Source organism: Phycicoccus sp. Root563 (assembly GCF_001427915.1).
Classification (GTDB): Bacteria; Actinomycetota; Actinomycetes; order Actinomycetales; family Dermatophilaceae; genus Pedococcus.
Genome location: NZ_LMGM01000001.1, coordinates 498,249 through 521,082 on the forward strand (window position 1 = coordinate 498,249; position 22,834 = coordinate 521,082).

At 72.0% G+C, this 22,834-nt stretch carries 19 protein-coding genes and 1 pseudogene; 11 read left to right on the forward strand and 9 right to left on the reverse strand.

The features are described 5' to 3' along the window. Complete coding sequence (locus tag ASD62_RS02375; protein ID WP_056914599.1) at window positions 1–1,389, reverse strand: sensor histidine kinase; 1,389 nt, start codon at window positions 1,387–1,389, stop codon at window positions 1–3. Then, a complete protein-coding gene (locus ASD62_RS02380; protein WP_162254747.1) occupies window positions 1,376–2,020 on the reverse strand; it encodes a response regulator transcription factor in 645 nt (214 codons plus the stop codon). Before ASD62_RS02380 ends, ASD62_RS02375 begins: the two co-directional genes overlap by 14 nt. A 309-nt stretch (window positions 2,021–2,329) precedes the next feature. Between ASD62_RS02380 and ASD62_RS02385 the strand changes: the two genes are divergently transcribed. Both ASD62_RS02385 and ASD62_RS02390 read left to right on the forward strand, forming a co-directional pair. Further along, window positions 2,330–3,316 carry a BTAD domain-containing putative transcriptional regulator gene (locus ASD62_RS02385; RefSeq protein WP_056914601.1) on the forward strand — a complete coding sequence of 329 codons (987 nt, stop codon included), beginning with the start codon at window positions 2,330–2,332 and terminating at the stop codon, window positions 3,314–3,316. A gap of 140 nt (window positions 3,317–3,456) precedes the next feature. Then, window positions 3,457–6,306, forward strand: a complete 2,850-nt coding sequence (locus ASD62_RS02390) for an IPT/TIG domain-containing protein (RefSeq protein WP_056914602.1) — start codon at window positions 3,457–3,459, stop codon at window positions 6,304–6,306. Window positions 6,307–6,407: 101 nt separating this feature from the next. On the opposite strand, the gene ASD62_RS02395 is transcribed toward ASD62_RS02390, so the two are convergent. After that, entirely contained in the window at window positions 6,408–7,226 is an 819-nt protein-coding gene (locus ASD62_RS02395; protein ID WP_056917101.1) for an arylamine N-acetyltransferase, read from the reverse strand. Between the two features lie 97 nt (window positions 7,227–7,323). Between ASD62_RS02395 and ASD62_RS02400 the strand changes: the two genes are divergently transcribed. Next, a complete protein-coding gene (locus tag ASD62_RS02400) occupies window positions 7,324–7,614 on the forward strand; it encodes a three-helix bundle dimerization domain-containing protein (RefSeq protein ID WP_056914603.1) in 291 nt (96 codons plus the stop codon). Between the two features lie 63 nt (window positions 7,615–7,677). Here the strand turns inward: ASD62_RS02400 and ASD62_RS02405 are convergent, their stop codons facing one another. Next, a complete protein-coding gene (locus ASD62_RS02405; protein WP_056914604.1) occupies window positions 7,678–8,007 on the reverse strand; it encodes a cupin domain-containing protein in 330 nt (109 codons plus the stop codon). A 144-nt stretch (window positions 8,008–8,151) separates the two neighbouring features. On the opposite strand from ASD62_RS02405, the gene ASD62_RS02410 reads away from it, so the two are divergent. Further along, entirely contained in the window at window positions 8,152–10,224 is a 2,073-nt protein-coding gene (locus tag ASD62_RS02410) for an ATP-binding protein (RefSeq protein WP_235530603.1), read from the forward strand. Window positions 10,225–10,283: 59 nt separating this feature from the next. Here the strand turns inward: ASD62_RS02410 and ASD62_RS02415 are convergent, their stop codons facing one another. Together ASD62_RS02415 and serA are read right to left on the reverse strand one after the other, a co-directional pair. Next, window positions 10,284–11,645 (reverse strand): FAD-binding oxidoreductase, encoded by a 1,362-nt coding sequence (locus tag ASD62_RS02415; protein ID WP_056914606.1) that lies wholly within the window; start codon window positions 11,643–11,645, stop codon window positions 10,284–10,286. A gap of 34 nt (window positions 11,646–11,679) precedes the next feature. After that, window positions 11,680–12,882, reverse strand: a pseudogene (serA, locus tag ASD62_RS02420) (phosphoglycerate dehydrogenase); the annotation flags it as partial. A 203-nt stretch (window positions 12,883–13,085) separates the two neighbouring features. Between serA and ASD62_RS02425 the strand changes: the two are divergent. Further along, window positions 13,086–14,372: a hypothetical protein gene (locus ASD62_RS02425; protein ID WP_157581228.1), complete on the forward strand. Its 1,287-nt coding sequence runs from the start codon at window positions 13,086–13,088 to the stop codon at window positions 14,370–14,372. Here the strand turns inward: ASD62_RS02425 and ASD62_RS02430 are convergent. Continuing rightward, a complete protein-coding gene (locus tag ASD62_RS02430) occupies window positions 14,281–15,465 on the reverse strand; it encodes a luciferase family protein (protein ID WP_082580526.1) in 1,185 nt (394 codons plus the stop codon). The genes ASD62_RS02425 and ASD62_RS02430 overlap by 92 nt on opposite strands. A gap of 68 nt (window positions 15,466–15,533) precedes the next feature. After that, window positions 15,534–16,112 carry an NADPH-dependent F420 reductase gene (locus tag ASD62_RS02435; protein ID WP_056914609.1) on the reverse strand — a complete coding sequence of 193 codons (579 nt, stop codon included), beginning with the start codon at window positions 16,110–16,112 and terminating at the stop codon, window positions 15,534–15,536. Window positions 16,113–16,206: 94 nt separating this feature from the next. Between ASD62_RS02435 and ASD62_RS02440 the strand changes: the two genes are divergently transcribed. The 3 genes from ASD62_RS02440 (at window position 16,207) to ASD62_RS02450 (ending at window position 18,961) form a co-directional block, all read left to right on the forward strand. Then, complete coding sequence (locus ASD62_RS02440; protein WP_056914610.1) at window positions 16,207–16,692, forward strand: MarR family winged helix-turn-helix transcriptional regulator; 486 nt, start codon at window positions 16,207–16,209, stop codon at window positions 16,690–16,692. 113 nt (window positions 16,693–16,805) lie between these two features. Beyond that, entirely contained in the window at window positions 16,806–17,672 is an 867-nt protein-coding gene (locus tag ASD62_RS02445; protein WP_235530604.1) for a polysaccharide deacetylase family protein, read from the forward strand. A 17-nt stretch (window positions 17,673–17,689) separates the two neighbouring features. Continuing rightward, window positions 17,690–18,961, forward strand: coding sequence for a YncE family protein (locus ASD62_RS02450; RefSeq protein WP_056914611.1), 1,272 nt, complete (start codon window positions 17,690–17,692; stop codon window positions 18,959–18,961). Window positions 18,962–18,983: 22 nt separating this feature from the next. Here the strand turns inward: ASD62_RS02450 and ASD62_RS02455 are convergent, their stop codons facing one another. Continuing rightward, the gene (locus ASD62_RS02455; RefSeq protein WP_056914612.1) at window positions 18,984–19,679 is read right to left on the reverse strand and encodes a hypothetical protein; all 696 of its coding nucleotides are present in this window, start codon (window positions 19,677–19,679) and stop codon (window positions 18,984–18,986) included. Window positions 19,680–19,849: 170 nt separating this feature from the next. Here ASD62_RS02455 and ASD62_RS02460 point away from each other — a divergent pair, with 170 nt between their 5' ends. From ASD62_RS02460 to ASD62_RS20265, 3 genes are read left to right on the forward strand one after another with little or no spacing between them, the layout of a single operon-like run. After that, complete coding sequence (locus ASD62_RS02460) at window positions 19,850–21,034, forward strand: zinc-dependent alcohol dehydrogenase (protein ID WP_056914613.1); 1,185 nt, start codon at window positions 19,850–19,852, stop codon at window positions 21,032–21,034. Next, entirely contained in the window at window positions 21,031–22,005 is a 975-nt protein-coding gene (locus ASD62_RS02465) for an SDR family oxidoreductase (protein ID WP_056914614.1), read from the forward strand. Before ASD62_RS02460 ends, ASD62_RS02465 begins: the two co-directional genes overlap by 4 nt. 8 nt (window positions 22,006–22,013) lie before the next feature. Next, entirely contained in the window at window positions 22,014–22,715 is a 702-nt protein-coding gene (locus tag ASD62_RS20265; RefSeq protein WP_162246834.1) for an HAD family hydrolase, read from the forward strand. The last annotated feature ends 119 nt before the right edge of the window (window positions 22,716–22,834 follow it).

Sequence of the window (22,834 nt, forward strand, 5' to 3'; positions counted from 1 at the left end):
CTAGTCACGGCGGGACGCCGGATCGGAGCGCACGGTGTCCAGCGAGGTCAGCCGCGGGTCGAGGGTCAACGGGATGGTCGCCCGGACCTCGACCCCGCCACCCTTCGGGGTGCCCAGCTCGAGGCCGCCCCCGAAGTCGACCAGGGTGTCCGCGAGCAGGCGAAGGCCGACATGACCGCGCTCCGTGGCACCCGGCGCCATACCCACTCCGTCGTCGGCCACCGTCACGCGGGCCACCGGCCCTTCCACCCACGCCTCCACCCACGCGGACGAGGCGTGGGCGTGGCGCACGACGTTGCGCAGCGCTTCCCGCACGACCCGGTAGACGAGCTGGACCGACTCGGCGGAGGCGCGTGGGATCTCGGGGTCGATGCGCACGTGCACGTCCAGCCCCTTCTCGCGTGCTCGTTCGGCCAGCTCCTCGACGGCGACGAGCAGCCCCTCGTCGGCCAGGTCCGCAGGGTAGATGTCGGTCAGCAGACCACGCAGGGCGATGACGTCCCGGTCGAGCCCCTCACGCACGGCGACCAGCACCCGCCGTGAGTCGGCGTCGGACTCCGGGATCGCCCGGATCACCGCCGGGAGCGTGTACGCCAGCCCCGTCAGGTCCTGGACGAGGCCGTCGTGGAGGTCCGCGGCGATCCGGCGCCGCTCCAGGTCCGACGCGGACAACGCGTGGCGCACCATGACGTTCCGCTCGTCCCGGGCCTTGTCGACCCTGCGCACGAGGGTGCGCACCAGGGGCAGCAGCGCGAGCTGGAAGAGGGCCAGGGCACCCAGGGCGAGCAACGACAGCTTGACGACGATGTCGCGGTTGTCGGCGCGCATCCGGTCGGTCGACCAGTAGGACTCGAACACGATCGGCTGTCCTTCGGCGTCGTGCGCACCGGCGTACACCTCGAGCAGCTGGCGGCTGGGGCGGTCCTCGACGTTCTCGACCTTGGTCAGGTCGGACACTGCTGCGGTGACCTTCTCGGTGCCGAACAGCTCCGCCACGTCGGCGTCCAGGGGGTAGCGCTCGCCGATCAGGGCGGACTCGTCGGACCAGATGACCTTCCCGTCCGGCCCCCAGAGCTTCACGTGGACGATCGACCCGTCCTGCAGTCGCGCCCGCATCACGTTGGCGAACACCGTGGTCCGCGCCGGGTCACCCCTACGCACGGCCGCGTCGACGAGGGGCGCGGCGACGGTGTGGGCGAAGGCCGCACCGCGCACGCGCGCCTCACCCAGCGCGATGTCGGCGGCAAGGGTGCGGGCGACGAGCACCACCGCGATGCCGACGGCCACGAGGACCACCGCGCTGGAGAGGAGGTACCGCGTGACGGCGAAGGCCAGGGACCGGCCCCCGACCGGTCTCCTCCACCGCGCCAGGAGCCTAGTCGGGGTCATCGAGCTGGATGAGTCCGCGGCGGTGCGCCGTCACGACCGCCTCGAGCTGGGTGTGGGCACCCAGCTTGGACAGGATGTTCTTGATGTGGCCCCGACACGTCAGGAGCGAGATGCCGAGGCCGCGGGCGATCCCGCCGGCGTCCTCGCCCGCCGCCAGGCGCGCAAGGACGTCCCGCTCCCGGGAGGTGAGGGGGGTGGTCGGGGGGTGGTGCTTCCCGGCACCACCACCGACGAGGAGCCGCACCAGGCTGGGGTGCACCATGAAGTCGTCCCGGCGCGACGACCGGACCGCGGCCAGGAGGTCGTCGAGCTGCCCGTCCTTGGGCATGAGCCCGCAGGCGCCCGCAGCGACGGCACGCTCGAGCAGCCCACGTGTGACGAACCCGGTGAGGATGATGACCCGCGTCGCTGGTGCGGTGGCGAGCAGCCGCGACGTCGTGTCGATCCCGTCCGCGTCGCGGAGTCGGACGTCCATGACGACCACGTCCGGGCGGAGCTCGCCGGCCAACCTCAGCGCCTCGTCCGCGTCGCCCGTGGTCGCGATGCACTCGAGGTCGTCCTCCCTCGAGATGGCGACGGCCACGGCGTCGGCGACGGTCCCGTGGTCGTCGACGACGAGCACGCGCGTCATCACCTCGCCCACCAGAGCCGCCACCTCCCCACAGGTCACCCCCGATGCAGGGCGCGGCGTCCCCCACGCCGTGGACCCCCGCCCAGCAAGCCCAGTATCCGCGCGGCCCGTCCCCCGGGCCATAGTCCGTGCGAACCATCGTGGCCACCCGATGGTGTCGTGAACCACAGCAAACCGCAGCGAACGATCGCGACCGCCGTGGGCGCGTGGATCCCACCGCCCCAGATTGGGTGTCGTTCGACCCCGAGGCTGCCGGAGCCCTGGATCGCTGCTCGGCGCGAGCATGGTCGTGGCGGAAGGGGAACGGCCATGACCGGTGGGGATGGGGTCGAGGACATCACAGGCACCGCGGTGCTGCGGGCCACGCTGTGCGGACGGGTGACGGTCACGGGGCACGGATCGGTGCTCGGTCCGCGCGAGCTCGGGGGGACGAAACCGCGCCACATCCTCATCGCACTGCTCCTGCGGGCCGGCCAGCCGGTCACGAAGGCGCGCCTCGTCGAGGCGCTCTGGGGAGACGCGCCGCCGTCGGGGGCGACAGGCACGCTCGAGGGCTACGTCAGCCTGCTGCGCAAGCGCATCGAGCCCCTGCACCCGGGACAGGACAGCCCGGTCCGCACCGTGCCCGGGGGGTACCTCGCGGACCCGTCGCTGGTCGAGGTGGACGTCGAGCGCTTCCGTGCCCTCGTGGCAGCCGCGCGACGCCCCGGGAACCCTCCGACGCGGGCGCTGGTGGACTACGCCGCCGGCCTCCTGCTCGTGGAGGGTGGCCTCGTCCCGGACGAGCTCGCCCCGTCGTGGCTCGAGGAAGAGCGCCGAGCGCACGCCGCCCTCGTCGGCAAGGTGGTGGTCGAGGCCGGGATGCTGGCGCTCGACGCCGACCAGCCCGTCCTCGCCGAACACTGGGCCCGTCGGGCCCTGGACCGTGACGCCTTCGACGAGACGGCCTGGAGGGTGCTGCTGGAGTCGTTGGAGGTGCGCGGCCTGCACGCTGACGGTGTGCGCGCCTACGACACCTGCCGGCGACTCTTCGACCGAGAGCTCGGCTGCGCCCCCGGTCCCGGGGTCAGGGCGGCCTTCAGCCGACTGCTCGCCGGGACCCGGGGTGACGACGGGGGGCTGGGGAGCCTGCTGCAAGCGGTCCTGCGCGTGCACGCCGAGCTCTCTCCCCCACCCCTTCGTTCCGTCGAGCGCACCGGCGACGCCACGGGCCTCGAGGAGGCCTGTCGGGCCCTCGACGCCCTCATCGCCACGGCCCGGCACCGCTGCGGCCTGAGGGTGGCCAGCTCCGCCTGAGCAGGTCCCCCATCTGAGGGGGCTGGCGGCCCGAGGTGACCCCGAGGTCACGCAGAGACGATGCATCGGTACGACACATCCGGTGTCGACGAACAGGGACGGGATCCCTCGGACCACCGCCCGAGACCACGGAGGACGAAATGAGCACACAGCCTCGGAGGCAGAGCTGGGGGCAGGCTGGCCTCGCGGTTCCGGTCCCACCAGCAGCGAGCACGGTCGGGAGCAGGCGTCGCAAGGCGCTGGGCGCCGTCGCGGTCGCGTCCCTGCTGGCGGTCGCGGGTTCCGCGACGCTGGCCACCACGGCCCAGGCAGCCCTCGTCACGGGCACCCTGGTGGCGCAGAACCTCACCCGACCCGGCGGCGGGGTCTTCCTCCCCGGGGGAGGCGGCCACTTCTGGGTCAGCGACGGGGTGCTGGGTCTGTGCGAGACCCTTCCCGCGACGGCCGGCACCACCAAGTGCAACGGCACGGCAAAGGGCGGCCAGGTGGCCTACGACTCCACGAAGAACCTTGTCTACCAAGCGGACTCGTCGAGCAAGACCAACCAGGTCCTCCGCTTCACCTACACCGCCGCCTCGGACGGGCTGGGCGGTGCCACGGCGCTCCAGGTGCCGAACGTGACGGCAGTCGGCGGCGGATCGGGTGGTGGACGCGCCCAGGGCATCGCCCTCGGCACCGGACCCGACGGCGCCGAACGGCTCTACGTCGGCTACCTCAAGTCCGGCGACATCATGCAGGTGCTCAACCCCTCCGGGAAGGACCGCACGGGCGCCACGGTCACGCCGACGGTGACGAAGATCGGCTCGACCTCTGACGGCCGCGGGGTCAACGCCCTCAGCCTGATCTCCCTGACGGGGTCCGACGGGGTCACCCACCACGACCTGTACGTTGCGGAGCTCGGTGGCGCGGGGATGTCGGTCATCAAGGACGTCGACGGCACCGGCGGGCGGCCCGCCTGTGGCGCCTCGGCGTGCACGGCCACCACGGTGGCCAGCGCCAACGGCGCCGCGCTCTTCAGCTTCCCGGGCGGCCTGGCCAACGACGGCAAGGTCCTCTACATCGCCGACGCACCGCGGAACACGCCGTCGCAGGTCCTGACGTACAACCCCCGCACGGGCGCGACGGACGTCCTGTCCACCGACATCAGCCCGGCGTACACCTCGACGTTCGACGGGGTCCGCCGCACGCAGTACCAGAACATCACCGGCGTGGCCGTCGACCCGGCGACACTCGACGTGTACGTCGGGGACGACCCCAGCTTCCCCCTCGCGACCCCGGTCAACGCCCAGGCGCACGAGTGGAAGGTGGCGGGCGCCGCCTCACAGCCCAGCGTCACCGGTGTCTCCCCCGCCACGGGCGACGTCGCCGGTGGGCTCGCGGTGACCGTCACGGGCAAGAACCTCGTGAACTCCGTCGCAGGGTCGGCGGACCCGGTCGCCTTCGGGACCACCATCAGCTTCGGCACCCTGCACGCAACGGCTGTGTCGTGCCTGGCCGACGGGACCTCCTGCACGGCGACCTCGCCGGCCTCGACCGGTTCCGGCGTCGTGGACGTGCGGGTGACCAACGTCGAGTCGCAGACCAGCGCCAGGGTGGGGGCCGACCAGTTCACCTACACGGCGACGGCCCCCGCGCCCGGGAGCCCGGTCGTCACCGGCATCAGCCCGACGACAGGCCTCGCCAAGGGCGGGACGGCGGTCACCGTCAAGGGCACGGCCCTGGTCAGCCCCGACGGCACCGCGACGATCAGCTTCGGGACGGCGTCCGGAACGGGCGTCAGCTGCCTGGCCGACGGGTCCCAGTGCACCGTGGTGAGTCCCGCCGGCACCGACGGCTCCGTGGTTGACGTCCAGGTCACCACCACCGCCGGCACCAGCGCCGCCGTGGCCGCCGACCGGTTCACGTATGCCGCGCCGATCGGCACGCTGTACAGCTCCGGAGTGACCGCGCCCAAGGGTGGGGTGACCTGGATCCCCGACGGCACCTCGTCCGGTGGGCACTACTGGGTCTCCGACCACGGCAACGGGCTGTGCCGTCTCGACCCCGTGCCGGGGACCAAGGTGAACGCGCCCAACGTCGCAGCCTGCGACCCCGGCTTCACCATCGGCTCCCCCGGCCAGGCCGTCTACGACCCGCGCGCCAGGGCCGACGGGACGCACTGGGTGTACGTGCCCGACAACGCGGTCCGGAGCCCCGGCGTCTGGCGACTGACCTTCCACCCCGACACCGCGACGATCGATGCGCCCGTCGGCATGGCCCCCGGGCTGCTGGACAACCTGAAGACCAACTCCTTGGCCCTCGACGCCGCCCACGACACCCTGTACGTCGGCGACCTGGTGGACGGGAACATCCGCCGCATCAACGGCATCGCGGGTGACCCGAGGTCGCAGACCGTGGACGTCGTGGCGGTGACGCAGGCGCAGAAGGTCGGCGCTGCCAGCCGCGGGATCAACGGGACGATGAGTCTCCTCGGCAACCGGCTCTTCCTGCCGGAGAACAACGCCGCGACCTACTTCGACACCACGGCCGCCTGCGCCAACCCCACCGCCAGCCCCAACCCGGCACCGTGCCAGACGACCACGGTCGACTTCCTGCCGACCCCCGCGCCGGTCTTCATCGCCGGGGTGGCTGCTGACTCGAAGCACAACCTGGTCTACATCTCGGAGTCGCCCGGCACCGCGAACGCCACGATCTACCGGTTCGACGCCTCGACATTGACGGCCGCGCTGCCCGGTGGGTCCGCGGGCACCGTGTACGTCACCGCTGGCAAGGTTCCGGCGGCCGGGTCACCCGAGGCGACGGTGTACTGCTCCCTCACCTGCACCCGTCCGGCAGACCCGAGCCTGACGCCGGGAGGCACGACCGGGTTCCCGTTCGCCCAGGGTCTGTTCGTGGACCCCACGAGCTCGGACCTCTACGTCACCGAGGACGTCACGGCGGGTGCCAGGTCCGGCAGGGGCCACGTGTGGGTGGTGCCGTACATCCCCTAGGTCGACAGGCACCGCCCGATCGACAGGCGTGGCCCCGCACCCTCCCTCACGGGTGCGGGGTCACGTCGTGCCGGTCCCACCCCGGCCCGGGCGGAGGCACCTCACGAGCCAAGCGTGCGCAGCAGGCGACGTCGCTCCTCCGACGACAAGGGCACGGACAGCGTCGTCAGCCACTCATCGACCTCGTCGACCGCCAGGGGGCGGTGCTGGGTCGGTTCGCCGGGAGTGCGGATGGTCAGCGCCTCGTGGGTCACCGCGACGTGGCGGCCCGGCAGGTGCTTGGTGACCATGAGGCCGCGGGTGAAGTGCGAGCCCGGGAAGGTGCTCGTGAAGTGGTGCCCCATCACGACGTCGACCGGCCGCACCTCGAGCTCGTCGGTGGTGTGCGTGACCTCCCAGTCCTGTCCGTGCCGGCGGTCCAGGGCCCAACCTCCCGGGGTGTGCCGCACCCGGTAGTCCCAGCCCGGCTCCTGTTCGGCGCGGGCGCCGTCCTCCAGCGGGATCGGCCGCAGCAGGCTCATCCCGAACCCGGTGTCGCACAGCAGCCGCCGCCCGTCCAGGACGACCTCGACGACCATGTGGGTGCGACCCTGCTGGGTCCCGGCCGCGGGATCGCCGACCCGACCGAGGTGCCGGCGCACGTCATACCCCAGTCGGTGCAGGACGGCGGCGAAGATGGTGCTGTGCTCGAAGCAGTACCCACCCCGTCCCCGGCCGACGAACTTCTCCTGCACTGCGTCGAGCGAGACACCGGGGTGCTGGCCGAGCAGCACGTCGATGTTGTCGAACGTGAAGGTGCGGACGTGGGCCTCGTGCAGCTCCGCCAGCGCATCGACCCCCGGGGCCCTGGCAGGCAGCCCGACCCGAAGCAGGTACCCCTCGAGGTCGAGCGAGTCGGTGTGCCAGTCATCGGTCGGCATGCGCACAGTCAAGCAAACCCCGACCCCCTGCGGACGACAGGCGAGACGGAGCCGGCAAGCCTTGCGGAGCACAGGCGCGAGGAGGACGCTGCTGGACGTGTCCAGCATTCATGAGGCCAGCGCCCTCGAGCAGGTCGTCGGCCAGTTGGTGTCGAAGTTCCCGTCCGTGGACCCCGAGGCGGTGCGAACGGTCGTCGACGAGGTCTACGGCACGTTCGACGGACCGGTCCGTGACTACGTCCCGCTGCTCGTGCAGCGGGTGAGCACCGACCGGCTCCGCGCCCTGGCGACCGGGTCCGCGACACCGGCTTCACCGACGTCATCCGCGTCACCGGCGTCACCGGCGGCAACGGCTCCGCACGCGCGCCGGACGCGTGTCTCGGCCTGAACCCAAGCGCCTGCTGACGCCGGGTCAGGTCCTGCGGCGAGGCACGTCCGAGCCGCTTTGGTCTCAGGCCCCGGCGACGTACACCTTGCGCAGGACCTCGTGCACCGTCCACGTCGTCCGGTCGCCCGCCCGCAGGTGGACGGTGACGCCGGGCCCGAGGTCGATCACCTCGCCATCCTCGAAGCTGACGGTCGCGGACCCGCTCAGCACCACGAACACCTCGTCGACCTCGACGTCCGTGACGGTGCCGGCCGTCAGCTCCCACACGCCGACCTCTGTCCCGACGACCTCGGCGAGCGGCCGCGCACCGGCCTGAGGGCTGCCCTCGACGACGGTGGTGGCGGGAACAGGCTCCAGGGTGACGGGCGCCGTGGTGTCGAGGAGTCGAGTCATGCCCCCATCCTGCCCGTCGAGGGCCAGGCGTCGCCCCCGTAATCCGCCGGGTCCGAGGCCTCAGGTCGCGGCTCCCCCGGCCGATGGGAGTCCGTACTCGATGACTCCGTGTCGAGACTCTGGCGAGGGAACGGCGTGGATGCGATGAGAGCCGCACAGGGATGGCGGCTGCGTGCTGGACACGTGCCCGGGCACCGGGCGTTCCGGGTGGTCCTGCTCCAGCTGAGCGTGTTCGCCGCGGCGTGGCTGGTCCTGGGCGATGTCGACGCGTCGAGCCGGGTCCCGGCCGTGTGGCCCGCTGTGGGGCTCATCGCGGGATTCCACCTGACCTCGTCCCGGGTCTGGCGACCACGGCTGCTCGCGGCGGGTTTCGCCGTCATGGTGGTCGCCTACCTCCTGCGCGGCTACCCGTTGGCCATCGCGACGGGGTTCAGCGCCAGCTCGGTGGTGGCGGCGCACGTGGTTCGGCAGCTGCTCATCCGCAGCAGCGGACGGGCTGCCCTGCTCGACAAGGGTGACGTGTCCACGATGATCGGCTCCACGGCCATGGGCGCCGCCGTGGCGGGCCTGGGGTATGGCGCGGTGTGCGCCGTCACCGGCACCGGCAACCCCCTGCTGGGTGCGCTGGCCGCCTTCGGTTCCCACACCGCCTCACTGATGGTCCTGCTGCCGCTGTTCCTGAGGACCCCCAGGTTCCAGCCGCTGGCCGGTCAGCGCGAGCGCCTGGTGCAGTCGGTGATCCTCCTCGCCACGACCGTGGTGGTGTTCGTGGTGGCCGACGCGCCACCGATCATCTTCGTGGTGATGCCGATGTTCGCCTGGCTGGCGTTCCGCGGAACCTTGCGGGAGGCCACTCTGCTCCTCACCGCGGTCGGGGTGATCGGCTCCGGCCTGACAGCGGCCCACCTCGGGCCCATCTGGGACATCAGGGCGCGCTACGACCTCTCACCCGAGCTCGCCGCCGGCGTGCTCCAGCTGTTCCTCATCGACTCGGGACTGATCCTGCTGCCGCTGGCCGTCATGGCCACCCAGCAACGGATGTCGGCGGCGAGCGCGGCTCGGGAACGCGAGACCCGGGAACGGCTCGTGGCCCAGGCCACCGGCACCGCGGTCGTCACCACGGACCGCGACGGCAGGGTCGTCCTGTTCAACCCCGGCGCGGAGACGATGCTGGGGCGCAGGCCCGAGGCCGTGGTCGGGAGCCTGCTGGACGCCTACCTGTCCCCCGACGAGCTCCGTCGCCACGCCTCGGACCTGAGCGCCGAGCCCACCTTCGCCGGCATCTGTCGGGCCTCGGTCGGGCTCGGCGACACCCACCGGCTGTGGTCGTTCCGGCGCAGCGACGGTGAGGAACGGTCGGTCCGGATGACCCTCAGCGCCATCCCTGACGAGGACGGCGGGGTGTCCGGCTTCCTGGCGACCGCGGAGGACGTCACCGAACGCGAGGCCGCCCACGAGGCCCTGATGATGAGCCTCCAGCACGAGCGGGAGGCGGCTGAGCGGCTGCGTGAGACCGACCGGGTCAAGGCCGACTTCCTGGCCACGGTGAGCCACGAGCTGCGCACCCCCATCACCAACATCATCGGCTACACCGAGGTCCTCGACGACGGCGTGGCCGGGGAGCTCACGACCCGCCAGCACGACATCATCGGCCGGGTCGAGCGCAACAGCCGCCGACTGCTGCTGCTCGTCGAGGACCTCCTGACGCTGTCGCAGATCGAGTCCTCCGACCTGCAGCTCAAGCTGGTCCCCACCGACCTGCGCCGCACGGTGAGCGGGGCCCTCGAGTCGCTCGCGCCGGTACTGGCCTCTCGCTCGCTCGAGATTTCGACCGTCGTGCCCGAGGGGCCGCTGGTCAGCCACGTCGACCCGGTGCAGCTCGAACGGGCACTGCTCAACCTGTTGACCAACGCGGTGAAGTTCACTCCGGACGGTGGCTCCATCGAGGTCCGGCTGGCCCACACCACGTCGGGCAGCGAGATCGTCGTCCACGACACGGGCATGGGGATCCCCGAGGCCGAGCACGGTCAGCTGTTCCGGCGATTCTTCCGTTCCTCGACCGTGACCGAGCAGGCGATCCAGGGCACCGGTCTAGGGCTGAGCATCGTCCATGCCATCGTCGCCCAGCACCAGGGCGACATCGAGGTGGCGTCGGCCCAGGGCAGGGGCAGCACGTTCACGGTCAGGCTGCCCCACGTGGTCGGCGAGCAGGCCTAGTCGACGGAACCCGGAGGGTGCTGCGACGCCCGACGGGTCCCTGCCCGCCCAGCCGGACGCTAGATCCCGCGGCCCGGCGAGAGGATGCCGAGCGGGTCGAACGCCTGCTTGACGAGCCGGTGGGCCGCCAGCGTGGGGGCGTCGAGCTGCTTGGGCAGCGCGTGCCGCTTCAGCGAGCCGATGCCGTGCTCCCCGGTGAGGGTGCCGCCCAGGGCGAGGGCCGCGTCGCTGACCTCGTCGAGGACCATCTCCCCCCTGTCGCGGGCCTCGGCGTCGTCGGGGTCGACGATGACCGAGGGGTGCAGGTTCCCGTCACCGGCGTGGGCGAAGGTCGGGATCGAGACCCCGTGCGCCATACCGATCTGCTCGATCGCGGCGAACATGTCGGCGAGGCGAGAGATCGGGACCGCGATGTCCGAGGACACCCGCAGCCCTTCGGCCGAGAGGGCCCGGCCGGTCACGCGACGCGCCTCGAGCAGCACGTCGCCGTCGGCCTGGTCGACGCCGAGCGCGTTCTGTCGGCGGCAGATCTCGGCCACCGCGACGACGTCCTCGCGTGCCCCCGGTCCGATGAACTGGCCCACGAGCACGGCGGCAGCACCCTCGACGACGGCCCCCGTGGGTTGGAGCCGTTCGACGGCCTCGACGCTGAGGCGGTCCATGAGCTCCATGACGTCGGGCGGGCTCGGGCGACGCATGATCGCCGTCACCGCCTCCCCCGCGTCGACGAGGGAGGGGAAGGCCGCCCGGAAGGTGATGGTGTCGCCCGTGGGTCGGGGCAGCAGCCGGACCGTCGCAGACGTGACGACGCCCAGTGTGCCCTCGGAGCCGACGAACAACCGGGTCAGGTCGTACCCCACGACGTCCTTGCGGGTCTGGCCACCGGTCCTGATGACCTCGCCGGTCGCGAGGACGACCTCGAGGCCCGCGATGCTGTCCGCCGTCACGCCGAACTTCACGCACCTGAGCCCACCGGCGTTGGTGGCGATGTTCCCGCCGATGGTCGACTCCTGGTAGCTGGCCGGGTCGGGTGCGTACATCAGGCCGTGCGCCGCGGCAGCGCGGTCGATGTCGGCCGTGATGACGCCGGCCTGGACGTGGGCCAGGCGGTTCGCGGGGTCGACGGCCTCGATGGCGTCCATGCTGGCGAGGGAGATGACGAGGCCCCCGGGGTAGGCGACGGCGCCCCCGGTGAGCCCGGTGCCGCTGCCACGCACCGAGACCGGCACCTGGTGGCGGCTCGCCCAGCGCAGGGCCACGCTGACGTCCGACGTCGACGTCGCCGTGACGACCGCAGCCGGGGGGCCCACCAGGACGGCGCGGGACGCGTCGGTCGAGAAGGCCTCCATCGCGATGCCGTCGGTGACCACCCGTCCGGGCAGCAGCTCGGCGAGATCCTGCAGCGCGGCGGTGTCGGTCATGCCCGGCTCCCCCGGCCCGGCGTGCACGGACCGCTCAGACGGCCCATGACCGGATCCAGATCGTGTTGTCGAGCTGGCGCAGGCGTTCGGCCGTCTCCTCGGGGACCGGGGTGTCGGTGTCGGTGACGACGTAGCCGTACTCCCCGCGGGTCGACAGGGACTGGCCGGTGATGTTCGTGCCGGCCTCGGCGAAGATCTGGTTGATCGAGGCGAGCACGCCGGGGACGTTGTGGTGCAGGTACCCGAGCCGCTGGACGCTGTCGGCCGACGGTGCGGCGACCTCGGGCAGGTTCACCGACAGCGACGTGGAGCCGCCCTCGACGAACCCGAGCAGCTTGGTCGACACGAAGCCGGCGATCTCCTCCTGCGCCTCCTGCGTCGAACCGCCCACGTGGGGGGTGAGGATGACGTTGTCGAGGCCGCGCAGCGGCGAGTCGAACGGGTCGCCCTGCGCCTTGGGCTCGGCGGGGAACACGTCGATGGCAGCACCCGAGAGGTGTCCCGACAGGATGTGGTCGCGCAGGGCGAGGTCGTCGACGACCATCCCGCGGGAGGCGTTGATGAGCACCGCCCCCGGCTTCATCTGTGCGAGCTGCTCGGCGCCGAACAGGCCGGCGTTGCCCGGCCGACCGTCCACGTGCAGGCTCACGACGTCCGACTGGCCGAGGAGCTCCTCGAGCGTGTCGACCCGTCGGGCGTTGCCGTGGGCCGGACGGTCCGCGGTGTCGTAGAACACGACCCGCAGGCCCACCGCCTCGGCCACGTTGGACAGCTGGGTGCCGATGTTGCCGTACCCGATGATGCCCAGCGTGCGACCGCGGATCTCGCGGCTGCCCTTGGCCGACTTGTCCCAGATGCCGTCGTGCATGCGCTGGGTCTTCTCGGGCAGGCGGCGCGCCAGCGCGATCAGCTCGCCGAGCACGAGCTCGACGACGCTTCGGGTGTTCGAGAAGGGCGCGTTGAAGACCGCCACCCCGAGCGTGGAGGCCGCGGCGACGTCGACCTGGTTGGTCCCGATGCAGAAGCAGCCCACGGCCAGGAGGTCGGGCGCCGACTCGAGGACCCGTCGGGTCACCTTGGTGTTCGACCGTATGCCGAGCAGGGACACTCCCTCGAGCGCCTCGACGAGCTCGTCCTCGGTCATGGAGGCGGCCCGCAGGTCCACCTCGTGGCCACTCCTGCGGAACGCCTCGGCAGCACGTGCGTGCACGTTCTCCAGCAGCAATACCTTCACGCGATGTCCTCCGGTTGAGCCTTCGTTCGAGTGGTCGCCTCATGCTGCCATCCCCGCCGAGGTGGACGTCGAGCAGCCCGTACTGCGGATCACCCCTGCCTCGCGAGCGTCCCGCCCGGCCTCCTCCGGGCCGAACCGGGCCCACCGCACCGCGTGGTCCACGACCTCTCAGACGCTGCTCAGGGCGGGCGGCCGACACTCAGGCCGTGACCCGTATGGCGACCTCCGGCGCCGTCCGACGCCTCCTGGCGCCGGACCCGGCGTCGGTCGTGGCGTCGGTCGTGGCGCTGGTCGTGGCGTGGTGGCGCACCGTGGTCCTCGCCGTCTGGGCTGCGGGCTGGTTCGCCGCCCTGGCGGTGCACGGCGGCGGCTCGTGGCACTTCTTCGCCACCGGTGGCCGGGTTCTGGCCGACCTCGACGACGGCACCACGGCGGGACTGCACGTGTATGCCGAGCACCCGCTGCTCCAGATCGGCCCCGTGGCGCTCGGCCTGGCCTGGGCGCTGCCCCAGCTGTCGGCCGGCCACGGCCTGCTCGCCGCAGAGGCCCTCGGAACCGCGTCGGGCGCCGCCGTGGTGGTCCTCGTCCACGGCATCGACGCCCGTCTCCGCCGGCAACGCGGCGCAGCGGCCCGCAAGGGCGCCGAGGGTCCCCTCCTGCTGGCCACATTGTGCTTCACGCCTGTCTGGCTGTACGCCGCGATCAGCTCGGCCCACCTCGACGACGTCCTGGCCCTGACGTTCTGCGTCATCGCCCTGTCGTGCGTTCTCTCCGACCACCCCGTCTGGGCTGGAGTGGCCGTTGCCGCGGCGGTCGACTCCAAGCCCTGGGCCCTCCCGGTGACGGTCGTGCTCTTGGCCCTCCCCGGCCTGCGCTCCCGGGCCATCGGCGTCGGCGCGGCGGTGGTCGGCGTGACCGCGGGGTGGCTGCCGTTCTTCGTCGCCGACCCGCAGACGATCCGCGCCATGCACTACACGATCGTCAACCGCCCCCTGTCCAGGTTGCACCTCCTGGACCCCCGCGCGGCCCGGACGCCGTTCTGGGACCGGCCTCTCCAGACCGCCATCGGCCTCGTCCTCGGCGGGGTCGCGGTGTGGCGCCGGAGGACGACCGGGGTCCTGCTGCTCGTCATGGCCAGCCGGCTGGCCCTCGACCCGGGCACCAACCGCTACTACACGGCCGGACTGGCGGCAGGGGCGCTGCTGTGGGACGTGGCGGGATCGCGAAGGCGTTGGCCCTGGTGGAGCCTGACGGTCGTCCTCGCCCTGCACCTGGCGCGCTGGGTCCCGGCCCTGGACCCACTCCACGGTCCGGCGATGATCGCCTTCGCCGTCGCGGCGGCCGGGGTGATCCTCGTCGGCGGCCGGAGACCGCGCAGCCTCCTGGACCCCGAGACCGGTGCTACGCCGTGGCGGCGCTCAGCTGGTGCGCCGTGGCGACGACGCCGAAGACCGTCTCCAGCTCCTGCGGGGTCCGCGGCCCGAAGACCATGACGAAGCCGGCGGCCAGACGCGTACCCGCCCACGGGTGCGGGGCGCCCCAGCCGTGCGCGACGAGGTCGGCGGCCAGTTCGGCGGGGAGGGCGAGGTGCAGCGAGCCGTCGTACCCCGGGTGGAGGTGGGCGAACTCCCCCACCTGGGGAACGAGGTAGGCCTCAGCCGGGCCACCAGGATCCGCGAGGAGGAACGCGCGGGCCCCCGGCACAGAGATCATGGAGTCCGCGACGGTCACGCCCTCCAGCGCGCTGATCCTGCTGAAGAGGGCCTCCTGGAGGTCCAGCGGAGCGTTCTGCGACACCTGCTGCTGCGGGATGGACCAGGACACGTCCGGCCGTCCGCCAGACCGCTGCGGCAGGACTCCGCCAGGAACGAGTGACCAGTGGGGGTACACCGGCACACCGACCAGCGCGGCGGGGTGGTGCTGCAGGTGGTCGCACCGATCTGCGATCCAGCCGGACAGCCGCTGCAGGCTGGCGGCTGTGATCCCGTGACCGCCCGGGGCCCGGTGCGCCACCGTCGGCGCCCCGGACTCGCCCAGCAGATAGGTCCAGGTGGCATCGAGGAGCTCGCGCGGGATGACCTGGTCCGCCTCGCCCTGGGCCACGAGGACGGGGAGGTTCGCCAGTCGGCCCGTCGTGACGGGGACACCGGCGTCGAACGGCAAGGTGCCGTAGAGGATCGCCGCTCCGGAGTAGCGGGAGGGATCCGACAGGACGAGACCGCCGGCGAACGCGGCGCCACCACTGAACCCGACCAGGATCACGGGCCGCCCGGCAGGGGCGACCTCGCCGAGCCACGTTTCGAACCAGCCCATCGTGGCCTCGAGCGACGAGGCCACGGGACGGCCGATCCCCCGGTTGGCGAACCAGGCGAAGCCGCCACCCTCGGCGATCGGAGCCCGCACCGCGGCATACGACACTTGCTGCGGGAGGTGGGGAACCAGCGCCTGGATCTCCCGCTCGGTGGAACCACGCCCGTGCAGCAGGACGACGAGCGGAACGCTCGGGTCGGTCGAGCCGGACCAGGCCACCACGGGGCGGCCGAACGGCTGGGTCGGTCCGGTGGTCGGGCTGACGGGGGTGCTCACGGGTGCTCCAAGGGGGTGGGTGGTGTGACGCTCGCGGGACGGTGAGGCACCAGGGGCGCCCCTGCGTGTCAGGCCGGGACGACGCCGAAACCGCCGGTCCAGGCGATCTTCTCGCCGGCGGCCAGCGTGATCTGCAGGAAGCCGATGGCCTCGAGCTCACGGGCCCGCGAGAGCTGTCCGGCGTCGATGGCCTTGAGACCGCCCGACGTGACGATGCCGGCGAGCGTGGACTTGGCGTCGGCGTCGTCACCGGCGATGAGGACGGTGGTCGGCAGGTCTCCGACCGTGCCGCCGGCCAGCGTCGCGGCGAAGTTGGTGTTGAACGCCTTCAGCACGTGCGACTGCGGCAGGGCGGCAGCGATCTCGGCCGCGGCCGAACCGTCGGGGGCAACCGTGAGCGAGTCGAACGTCTCGAAGTTGAGGGGGTTGGTGATGTCGACGACGACCTTGCCGGCGAAGGACTCCCCGCGCTCCGCGATGACCGCGGCGACGGCCGGGTAGGGGACGGCGAGCACCACTATGTCGCCCGTGATCGAGGTGCTCGCGTCGGACTGCCCGAGCAGCTGGACGGTGTGGCCTCCGCGACCCGCGACGGCCGCGATCGCCTGACCCATGGTGCCGGTGCCGATGATGCTGAGGTGTGCCATGACGCTCTCCCGGGGGTGTGGTGATTGGTTGATGCTTCAAGTAAGAGCCTACACCAATTAGTTGTTCCATCAAGTATTCATCTAGCCTCGGCCCATGGAACCGAACTGGCTCGAGCCCGACGAGCGGGCGGCCTGGCTGCGCCTCATGGCGGTCGTCGAGCTGCTGCCCGCGGCACTCGACTCGCAGCTGCGCCGCGAGGCCGGGGTGACGCACTTCGAGTACTTCGTCCTGGCCATGCTCTCCGAAGCCGACGACCGGACGCTGCGCATGACGGCCCTGGCCCAGCGCACCAATGCCACCCTCCCCCGGTTGTCCCACGTCGTGCGCCGCCTCGAGGACCGCGGCCTGGTGGAACGGTTCCCCTGCCCCCAGGACAAACGGGCCACCAACGCGCGCCTGACGCCCGAGGGAATGGAGGCCGTGGTGGCGGCGGCACCCGGGCACGTCGGCGCGGTGCGGCGGCTGGTCTTCGACGCGCTCGACGCGCGACAGGTCGCCCAGCTCCGCGAGCTCGGTGACGCCCTGTTGTCGACGCTGGACGCCGACGGCCAGATGACGAGCCTCTACGCGGGTTCCTGAGCCCGTATCCGTCCCCGAGGAACCGGTCGGACCGGCGGTTGCGGGACCAAGGACCTGACTCGACGACGCTCTCTCAGGAACCGCTCAAGTCGACCCACCTAGCGTGGGCGGTTGTGGAGCAGCGCCCGGACCCGGTCACCGAAACCTCCCCGCCCGCGCCGACCCGTCGGGCGGTCCTGGGCGCGGCCCTCACCGGCGCGTCCGCCCTGGCCGTCGCGAGCTGCTCCACCCCGTCAGGCCAGCCGCAGGCCTCCCCCACATCGCCTGCGAGGCCCGCGTCCGCAGGCAGCCCGACGTCCTCGACGAGCGCTCCGACCACGACGGCCGCCCACGTCGCGGGGCCCGGTTCGGGTCCGCCGGCGATCGCCCTGACCGCCGGCGACGACATCACCCACGGCCCGTCGTCCACCCACCAGGTGGCCCTCACCTTCCACGGCCAGGGACCGGCAGACCTGGCCCACGAGATCCTCCGGGCGTGCGCCGACGCGGAGGCAGGGATCACCGTCTTCGCCGTCGGCACGTGGCTGCGACAGAACCCGCACCTCGGTCGGCAGGTGGTGGCGGCGGGCCACGAGCTCGGCAACCACACGTGGAGCCACCAGCAGATGAAGCAGCTGAGTGCGGCGCAGGCCGTGGACGAGGCCGTCCGTGGCGCCCACGCCCTCGAGGCAGCGATCGGGACGCCCGGCTGGTGGTTCCGTCCCTCGGGTACGCAACGCAGCACCCCGACGATCCGCGCTGCCGCCGCGGCCGCCGGCTACCACCGGTGCGTCTCCTACGACGTGGATCCCGAGGACTTCCGTGACCCCGGCGGAGCCGCCGTCCGCGACCGCACCCTCGGAGCGGTGAAGGCCGGGTCCATCGTCAGCCTCCACTTCGGCCACCGGGGCACGGTGGACGCGCTGCCCGCCATCCTCGCGGGCCTGCAGCGCAAGGGTCTCCGGGCCGTCACCCTCTCGACGATGCTGCGTGACGCGTGAGGACGCCTGTGCCTGCGATGCCCGTTCGGCTGCTCCCCTCGCGCTCCACCGGCCGCGGCCGTTCGCGGATGGCGCGAACCGCCGCCCTCGCCCTCCTCCTGGCGGTGGGCGCGGGAGGCTGCGCCGCCGGCCACAGCACGCCCCACACCTCGTCGTCGGCGGCCACCACGTCCTCCGGCGTCGCACCCGTGGCTGCTGCCGGCACCACCACCACGCCCGACGTGTATGCCGCCGCCGGCGCCCAGGCGCTCACCACCGTCACGCGCCGCGCGCGACCGATGGTCTACGTGCCCGACACCCTGAGCAACACGGTGCAGCTCATCGATCCGCGCACCTACAAGGTCGTGGGGCGCTTCCACACCGCGCGGGAGCCCCAGCACGTCGTGCCCTCGTGGGACCTGAAGACGTTGTGGGTCAACGCCGACAAGGGCAACACGCTGACCCCGATCAACCCGGTGACCGGTCACGCGGGCAGGCCGGTGGCCGTCCAGGACCCCTACAACCTGTATTTCACCCCGGACGGCGCCCACGCGCTGGTGATGGCCGAGCGCCTGCACCGCATCGACGTCCGCGACGCGCACACGATGAAGCTGCAGCGTTCGCTGTCGGTGCCCTGTTCGGGCATCAACCACGCCGACTACTCGGCCGACCAGTCCTTCTTCGTGGCGAGCTGCGAGTTCAGCGGCAAGCTCCTCGTCATCGACAGGGCAGCGACGAAGGTCCGCAAGGTCATCGACCTCAACGCGGTGAGGACACCTGGAGCGACCTCCCCGGGCGAGGCGATGGCCATGCCGGGCAGTCCCAAGAACGGCCTGGCCCCCGGCGCCAGCGCGATGCCCCAGGACGTCCGGCTGGCCCCAGACGGCAGGCACTTCCTGGTCGCGGACATGCTGCGCAACGGCGTCTGGGTCGTCGACGCACGCCGCCTGACGGTGACCAGGTTCATCCGCACCGGGCTCGGCGCCCACGGCATCTACCCGTCGCGCGACGCCAGGCACGTCTACGTCTCCAACCGCGATGAGGGCACCATCACCGTGCTCGACTCCACCACGCTGGCCAGGACGGCTCTGTGGAGGATCCCGGGCGGAGGGTCGCCGGACATGGGCGGCGTGACCGCCGACGGGTCGCAGCTGTGGCTCGCCGGACGCTACGACGCCGTGGTCTACGTGTTCGACACCACGACGGGCAGGCTCCTGCACAGGATCCCCGTCGACTCCGGTCCGCACGGCCTGTGCGTGTGGCCTCAGCCCGGGCGCTTCAGCCTCGGTCACACCGGCAACATGCGCTGAGCGGTCGCACCTCCGACGCCGCCTACTTGAGCAGGCTGACCCCCCGCGCGATGACCAGGACCGAGAGCATCAGCGCCGACACGGACTCCAACGCCATCAGGATCTTCGCCCGAGGTGACAGCGGCATCGTGTCGGTCGGGCTGAACGCGGAGGAGTTCGTCACCGAGACGTAGAGGTAGTCGATGTAGCCCGGGACCCAACCCGACCTGGCCGACGAGCGGGCCGCCACCTCGCCGATGGCGTCGTGGTCCTCGTCCTGGGGGAAACGGAAGTCCGCGACCGGCAGGCCGGGGCGGGAGGTCTGGGTGCGGGCCACGGGACCGCCACGGTCGAGCTCCCAGAAGGCGAGCGCGAAGATGAGCACGTTCGTCAGCCACACCTGCAGGGCCGCCAGCAGCAGGCTGCTGCCTTGCTCGGCCTGCCCCGAAACCAGGGCGCGGACCAGCAGGACCAGGGCGCAGCCGTTCGTGATGGCGATCAGCAGGACCAGGCCGATCGACACCCTGCGCAACCCGCGGTTGTCGCGGGTCATCCTCCGCGGGTTGGCAGCCACGAGCGGGATGAAGAGCAGCGCCTCCAGGCCCGGGACCACGAGCCGCGGCGCGAAGAGGAGGCTCTGCGGCAGGGCGGCATACAGGCCGATCGCCGTCACCACCGCGAGCGCTGCCGGGAGCCGCACCTCCCCTGGGTGCTGTCGACGGTGGATCTGTGTGCTCACGGCCTTGGTCTACTCCCCCGGTGAGCCGGTTGCCTGTTGCCACACCGCTCGCGCGTCGGTCTCATCCCCCACGCCCCGTTCGCGGGGGTTTGGGACGGCGGTGGACGGGGCACTGCACTGACGGACGACGCGTCCGGTTCGGACGCGCGACGTGGGAAAGGACCTCACCGATGAAGGCACTGACGTGGCAGGGAAAGCGTGACGTGCGCGTGGAGGAGGTGCGCGACCCCGAGCTCGAGGCGCCCACCGACGCGATCATCAAGGTCACCTCCACAGCCATCTGCGGCTCCGACCTGCACCTGTACGAGGTGCTCGGCGCGTACCTCACGCCCGGCGACGTCCTCGGTCACGAGACGATGGGCATCGTCGAGGAGGTCGGGCCCGAGGTCACCAACCTCAAGCCGGGCGACCGGGTGGTCATCCCGTTCAACATCTCCTGCGGCCACTGCTGGATGTGCGACCGAGGCCTCTACGCCCAGTGCGAGACGACCCAGGTCCGCGACCAGGGAAAGGGCGCGTCCCTGTTCGGTTACACCAGCCTGTATGGCGCGGTGCCGGGTGGACAGGCCGAGTACCTGCGGGTGCCGCAGGCCCAGTTCGGGCCGATCGTCGTGCCGGAAGGACCCACGGACCAGCACTTCCTCTACCTCTCGGACATCCTCCCGACCGCGTGGCAGGGCGTGAAGTACGCCGAGGTGCCCAAGGGCGGGACGCTGGCCGTGATCGGGCTCGGACCGGTCGGCCAGCTGGCCACCCGGATCGGCAAGCTCCTGGGTGCCGGCCGAGTCATCGGCGTGGATCTCGTCGACGAGCGCCTGGCCCTCGCCCGGGAGCACGGGATCGAGACGCTCGACCTGCGCGAGGTGGACGACGTCGCCGCCGCGCTCATCGAGATGACCGGGGGTCGCGGGCCCGACGGCGTCCTCGAGGCCGTCGGCATGGAGGCCCACGGCAACCCCGTCGCCAAGACCGCCCAGGCTGCTGTCGGGCTGCTCCCCGATGCCCTGGCCAAGCCGCTCATCGACCGGCTCGCGGTCGACCGGCTCGACGCGTTGCTCACCGCCCTGAAGGCGGTTCGTCGAGGCGGCACCGTGTCGATCAGCGGCGTCTACGGTGGAGAGGTCGACCCGCTGCCGCTCATGGAGATGTTCGACCGCGGGATCTCGCTGCGGATGGGTCAGTGCCACGTCAAGCGCTGGATCGACGAGATCATGCCGTTCGTGCTCGACCCCGCCGACCCGCTCGGCACGGCGAAGCTCGCGACGCACATCCTCCCGCTGTCCGACGCGGCCCGTGGCTACGAGCTGTTCCAGGCCAAGGCCGACGGCTGCGTCAAGGTGGTCCTGCAGCCGTGAGGTCCTGGGCCGGCAGGACCGTGCTCGTCACCGGCGCCTCCAGCGGCATCGGGCGGGCAACCGCACTGCTGCTCGCCTCGCAGGGCGCCGACCTCGTGCTCGTCGCCCGGTCCCAGGCGTCACTCGAAGCCGTGCAGGCCGAGTGCGTGGGCGCAGGGGCACGAGCACGAGTGGCTGTGGCGGACGTGGGTGACGACCAGGCCGTGGCGGCTGCCTTCCGCTCGGCGGAGCGGGTCTTCGGCCGGGTCGACGCCGTCGTGCACTCGGCTGCGTCGCTGGCCTACGGCCGGTTCGAGGACGTACCGGTGGAGGTGTTCGACGCAGCCGTGCGCACCACGCTCCTGGGAACGGCGAACGTGGCCCGCAGCGCCCTGTCGGCTTTCGCGCGATCCCCCGAGGGAGGCTCGCTCGTCGTGGTCGGCTCCCTGCTGGGCAAGATCAGCACCCCGTGGATGAGCTCCTACGTGACCGCGAAGTGGGGGGTGCACGGGCTGGTCCGCACCCTCCAGGTCGAGGCCCGCAGCACGCCGGGCATCCACGTCAGCCTGGTCTCCCCCGGTGGGGTCGACACCCCGGTCTACCTCCAGGCCGGCACGTACCTCCGTCGGCACGGTCGTCCGCCGCCGCCGGTGGACCCGCCCGAGAAGGTCGCTCGGGCGATCGTCCGAGCGCTGGGGCGCTCACGGCGCGAGGTCTCCGTCGGAGCAGCCAACCACCTGGCGGTGACCGGGTTCCGGGTGTTCCCCGGCCTGTTCGACGCCCTCGTCACCCCGTTGATGCAGATCGGCGGCCTGTCCCACTCCGCCACGGCCAACTCTGCGGGCAACGTTCTGGAACCGCAGCCTGCGGGCGAGGCGCTGCACGGTCGCTGGGGACGACACTGGATGCGTCCGGCCGCAGCGGCGGCGACCCTCGCGGCGGGCGCCGTCGCGGCGCGCTCCGCCCACGTCACCTGGCGCCGGTCGGGGTGACGTCATCCGTGGACCCTGTGCTGACCGTGCCCGCGGGCATCGTCTTCGACCTCGACGGCACCTTGGTCGACACCACCTACCTCCACGCGCTGGCGTGGTGGCAGGCCCTCGAGCTGTCGGGCTACGTCGTCCCGATGGCGCGACTGCACCGTGCGGTCGGCATGGGTGCCGACCGCCTCCTTCCACACGTCCTCGGCGACGGACGTGACCCCCGGCACGACGAGGACATGGTCAACGCCCACGACGTCATCTTCGCCACCTGGCACGACCGCGTCGAGGAGCTGCCGGGCGCCTGCCACCTGGTGGGTCTGTGCCACCGGATGGGTCTGACCACGGCCCTTGCCTCGTCGTCCGCGGGCCGGGACCTCGAGGCGATGTTGCGGGTCCTCGACCACCCGGACTTCGACGTGGTCGTCACCATCGACGACGTCCGGGATTCGAAGCCGAGCCAGGACCTCGTGGCCGTCGCCCTGTCGCGCATGGGGTTGGAGCCGAGCGAGATCCTGGTCGTGGGTGACTCGGTGTGGGACGTCAAGGCGGCCCAAGCGGTCGGCGCGCGATCCGTCGGGCTGGAGTGCGGCGGCACCAGCAGGTGCGAGCTCGACGAAGCCGGCGCGACGTGGGTCCTCGCCAACCCTGACGAGCTGTGCCGGGAGCTGACGCGGGCCGTGTCGAGCCGGCGCGACAGCCAGTCGGCCGACAGCGCGTGACCGAGCGGTTCCGGGCCGCAGAGGAGGCTGTGCTGCGCACCGCCACGGCCTCGAATTGCCCTGGGCCCGGTTCCTCCTGCACCGCGAGTCGAGCGACGACCCGGTGTGTTGGCACCGGT

Bases quoted from the DNA above. Each gene is read 5' to 3' on its own strand.
- ASD62_RS02375 (WP_056914599.1), bottom strand. From the start codon at position 1,389: ATGACCCCGACTAGGCTCCTGGCGCGGTGGAGGAGACCGGTCGGGGGC.
- ASD62_RS02380 (WP_162254747.1), bottom strand. From the start codon at position 2,020: ATGACGCGCGTGCTCGTCGTCGACGACCACGGGACCGTCGCCGACGCC.
- ASD62_RS02385 (WP_056914601.1), top strand. From the start codon at position 2,330: ATGACCGGTGGGGATGGGGTCGAGGACATCACAGGCACCGCGGTGCTG.
- ASD62_RS02390 (WP_056914602.1), top strand. From the start codon at position 3,457: ATGAGCACACAGCCTCGGAGGCAGAGCTGGGGGCAGGCTGGCCTCGCG.
- ASD62_RS02395 (WP_056917101.1), bottom strand. From the start codon at position 7,226: ATGCCGACCGATGACTGGCACACCGACTCGCTCGACCTCGAGGGGTAC.
- ASD62_RS02405 (WP_056914604.1), bottom strand. From the start codon at position 8,007: ATGACTCGACTCCTCGACACCACGGCGCCCGTCACCCTGGAGCCTGTT.
- ASD62_RS02410 (WP_235530603.1), top strand. From the start codon at position 8,152: ATGAGAGCCGCACAGGGATGGCGGCTGCGTGCTGGACACGTGCCCGGG.
- ASD62_RS02415 (WP_056914606.1), bottom strand. From the start codon at position 11,645: ATGACCGACACCGCCGCGCTGCAGGATCTCGCCGAGCTGCTGCCCGGA.
- ASD62_RS02435 (WP_056914609.1), bottom strand. From the start codon at position 16,112: ATGGCACACCTCAGCATCATCGGCACCGGCACCATGGGTCAGGCGATC.
- ASD62_RS02440 (WP_056914610.1), top strand. From the start codon at position 16,207: ATGGAACCGAACTGGCTCGAGCCCGACGAGCGGGCGGCCTGGCTGCGC.
- ASD62_RS02450 (WP_056914611.1), top strand. From the start codon at position 17,690: ATGCCCGTTCGGCTGCTCCCCTCGCGCTCCACCGGCCGCGGCCGTTCG.
- ASD62_RS02460 (WP_056914613.1), top strand. From the start codon at position 19,850: ATGAAGGCACTGACGTGGCAGGGAAAGCGTGACGTGCGCGTGGAGGAG.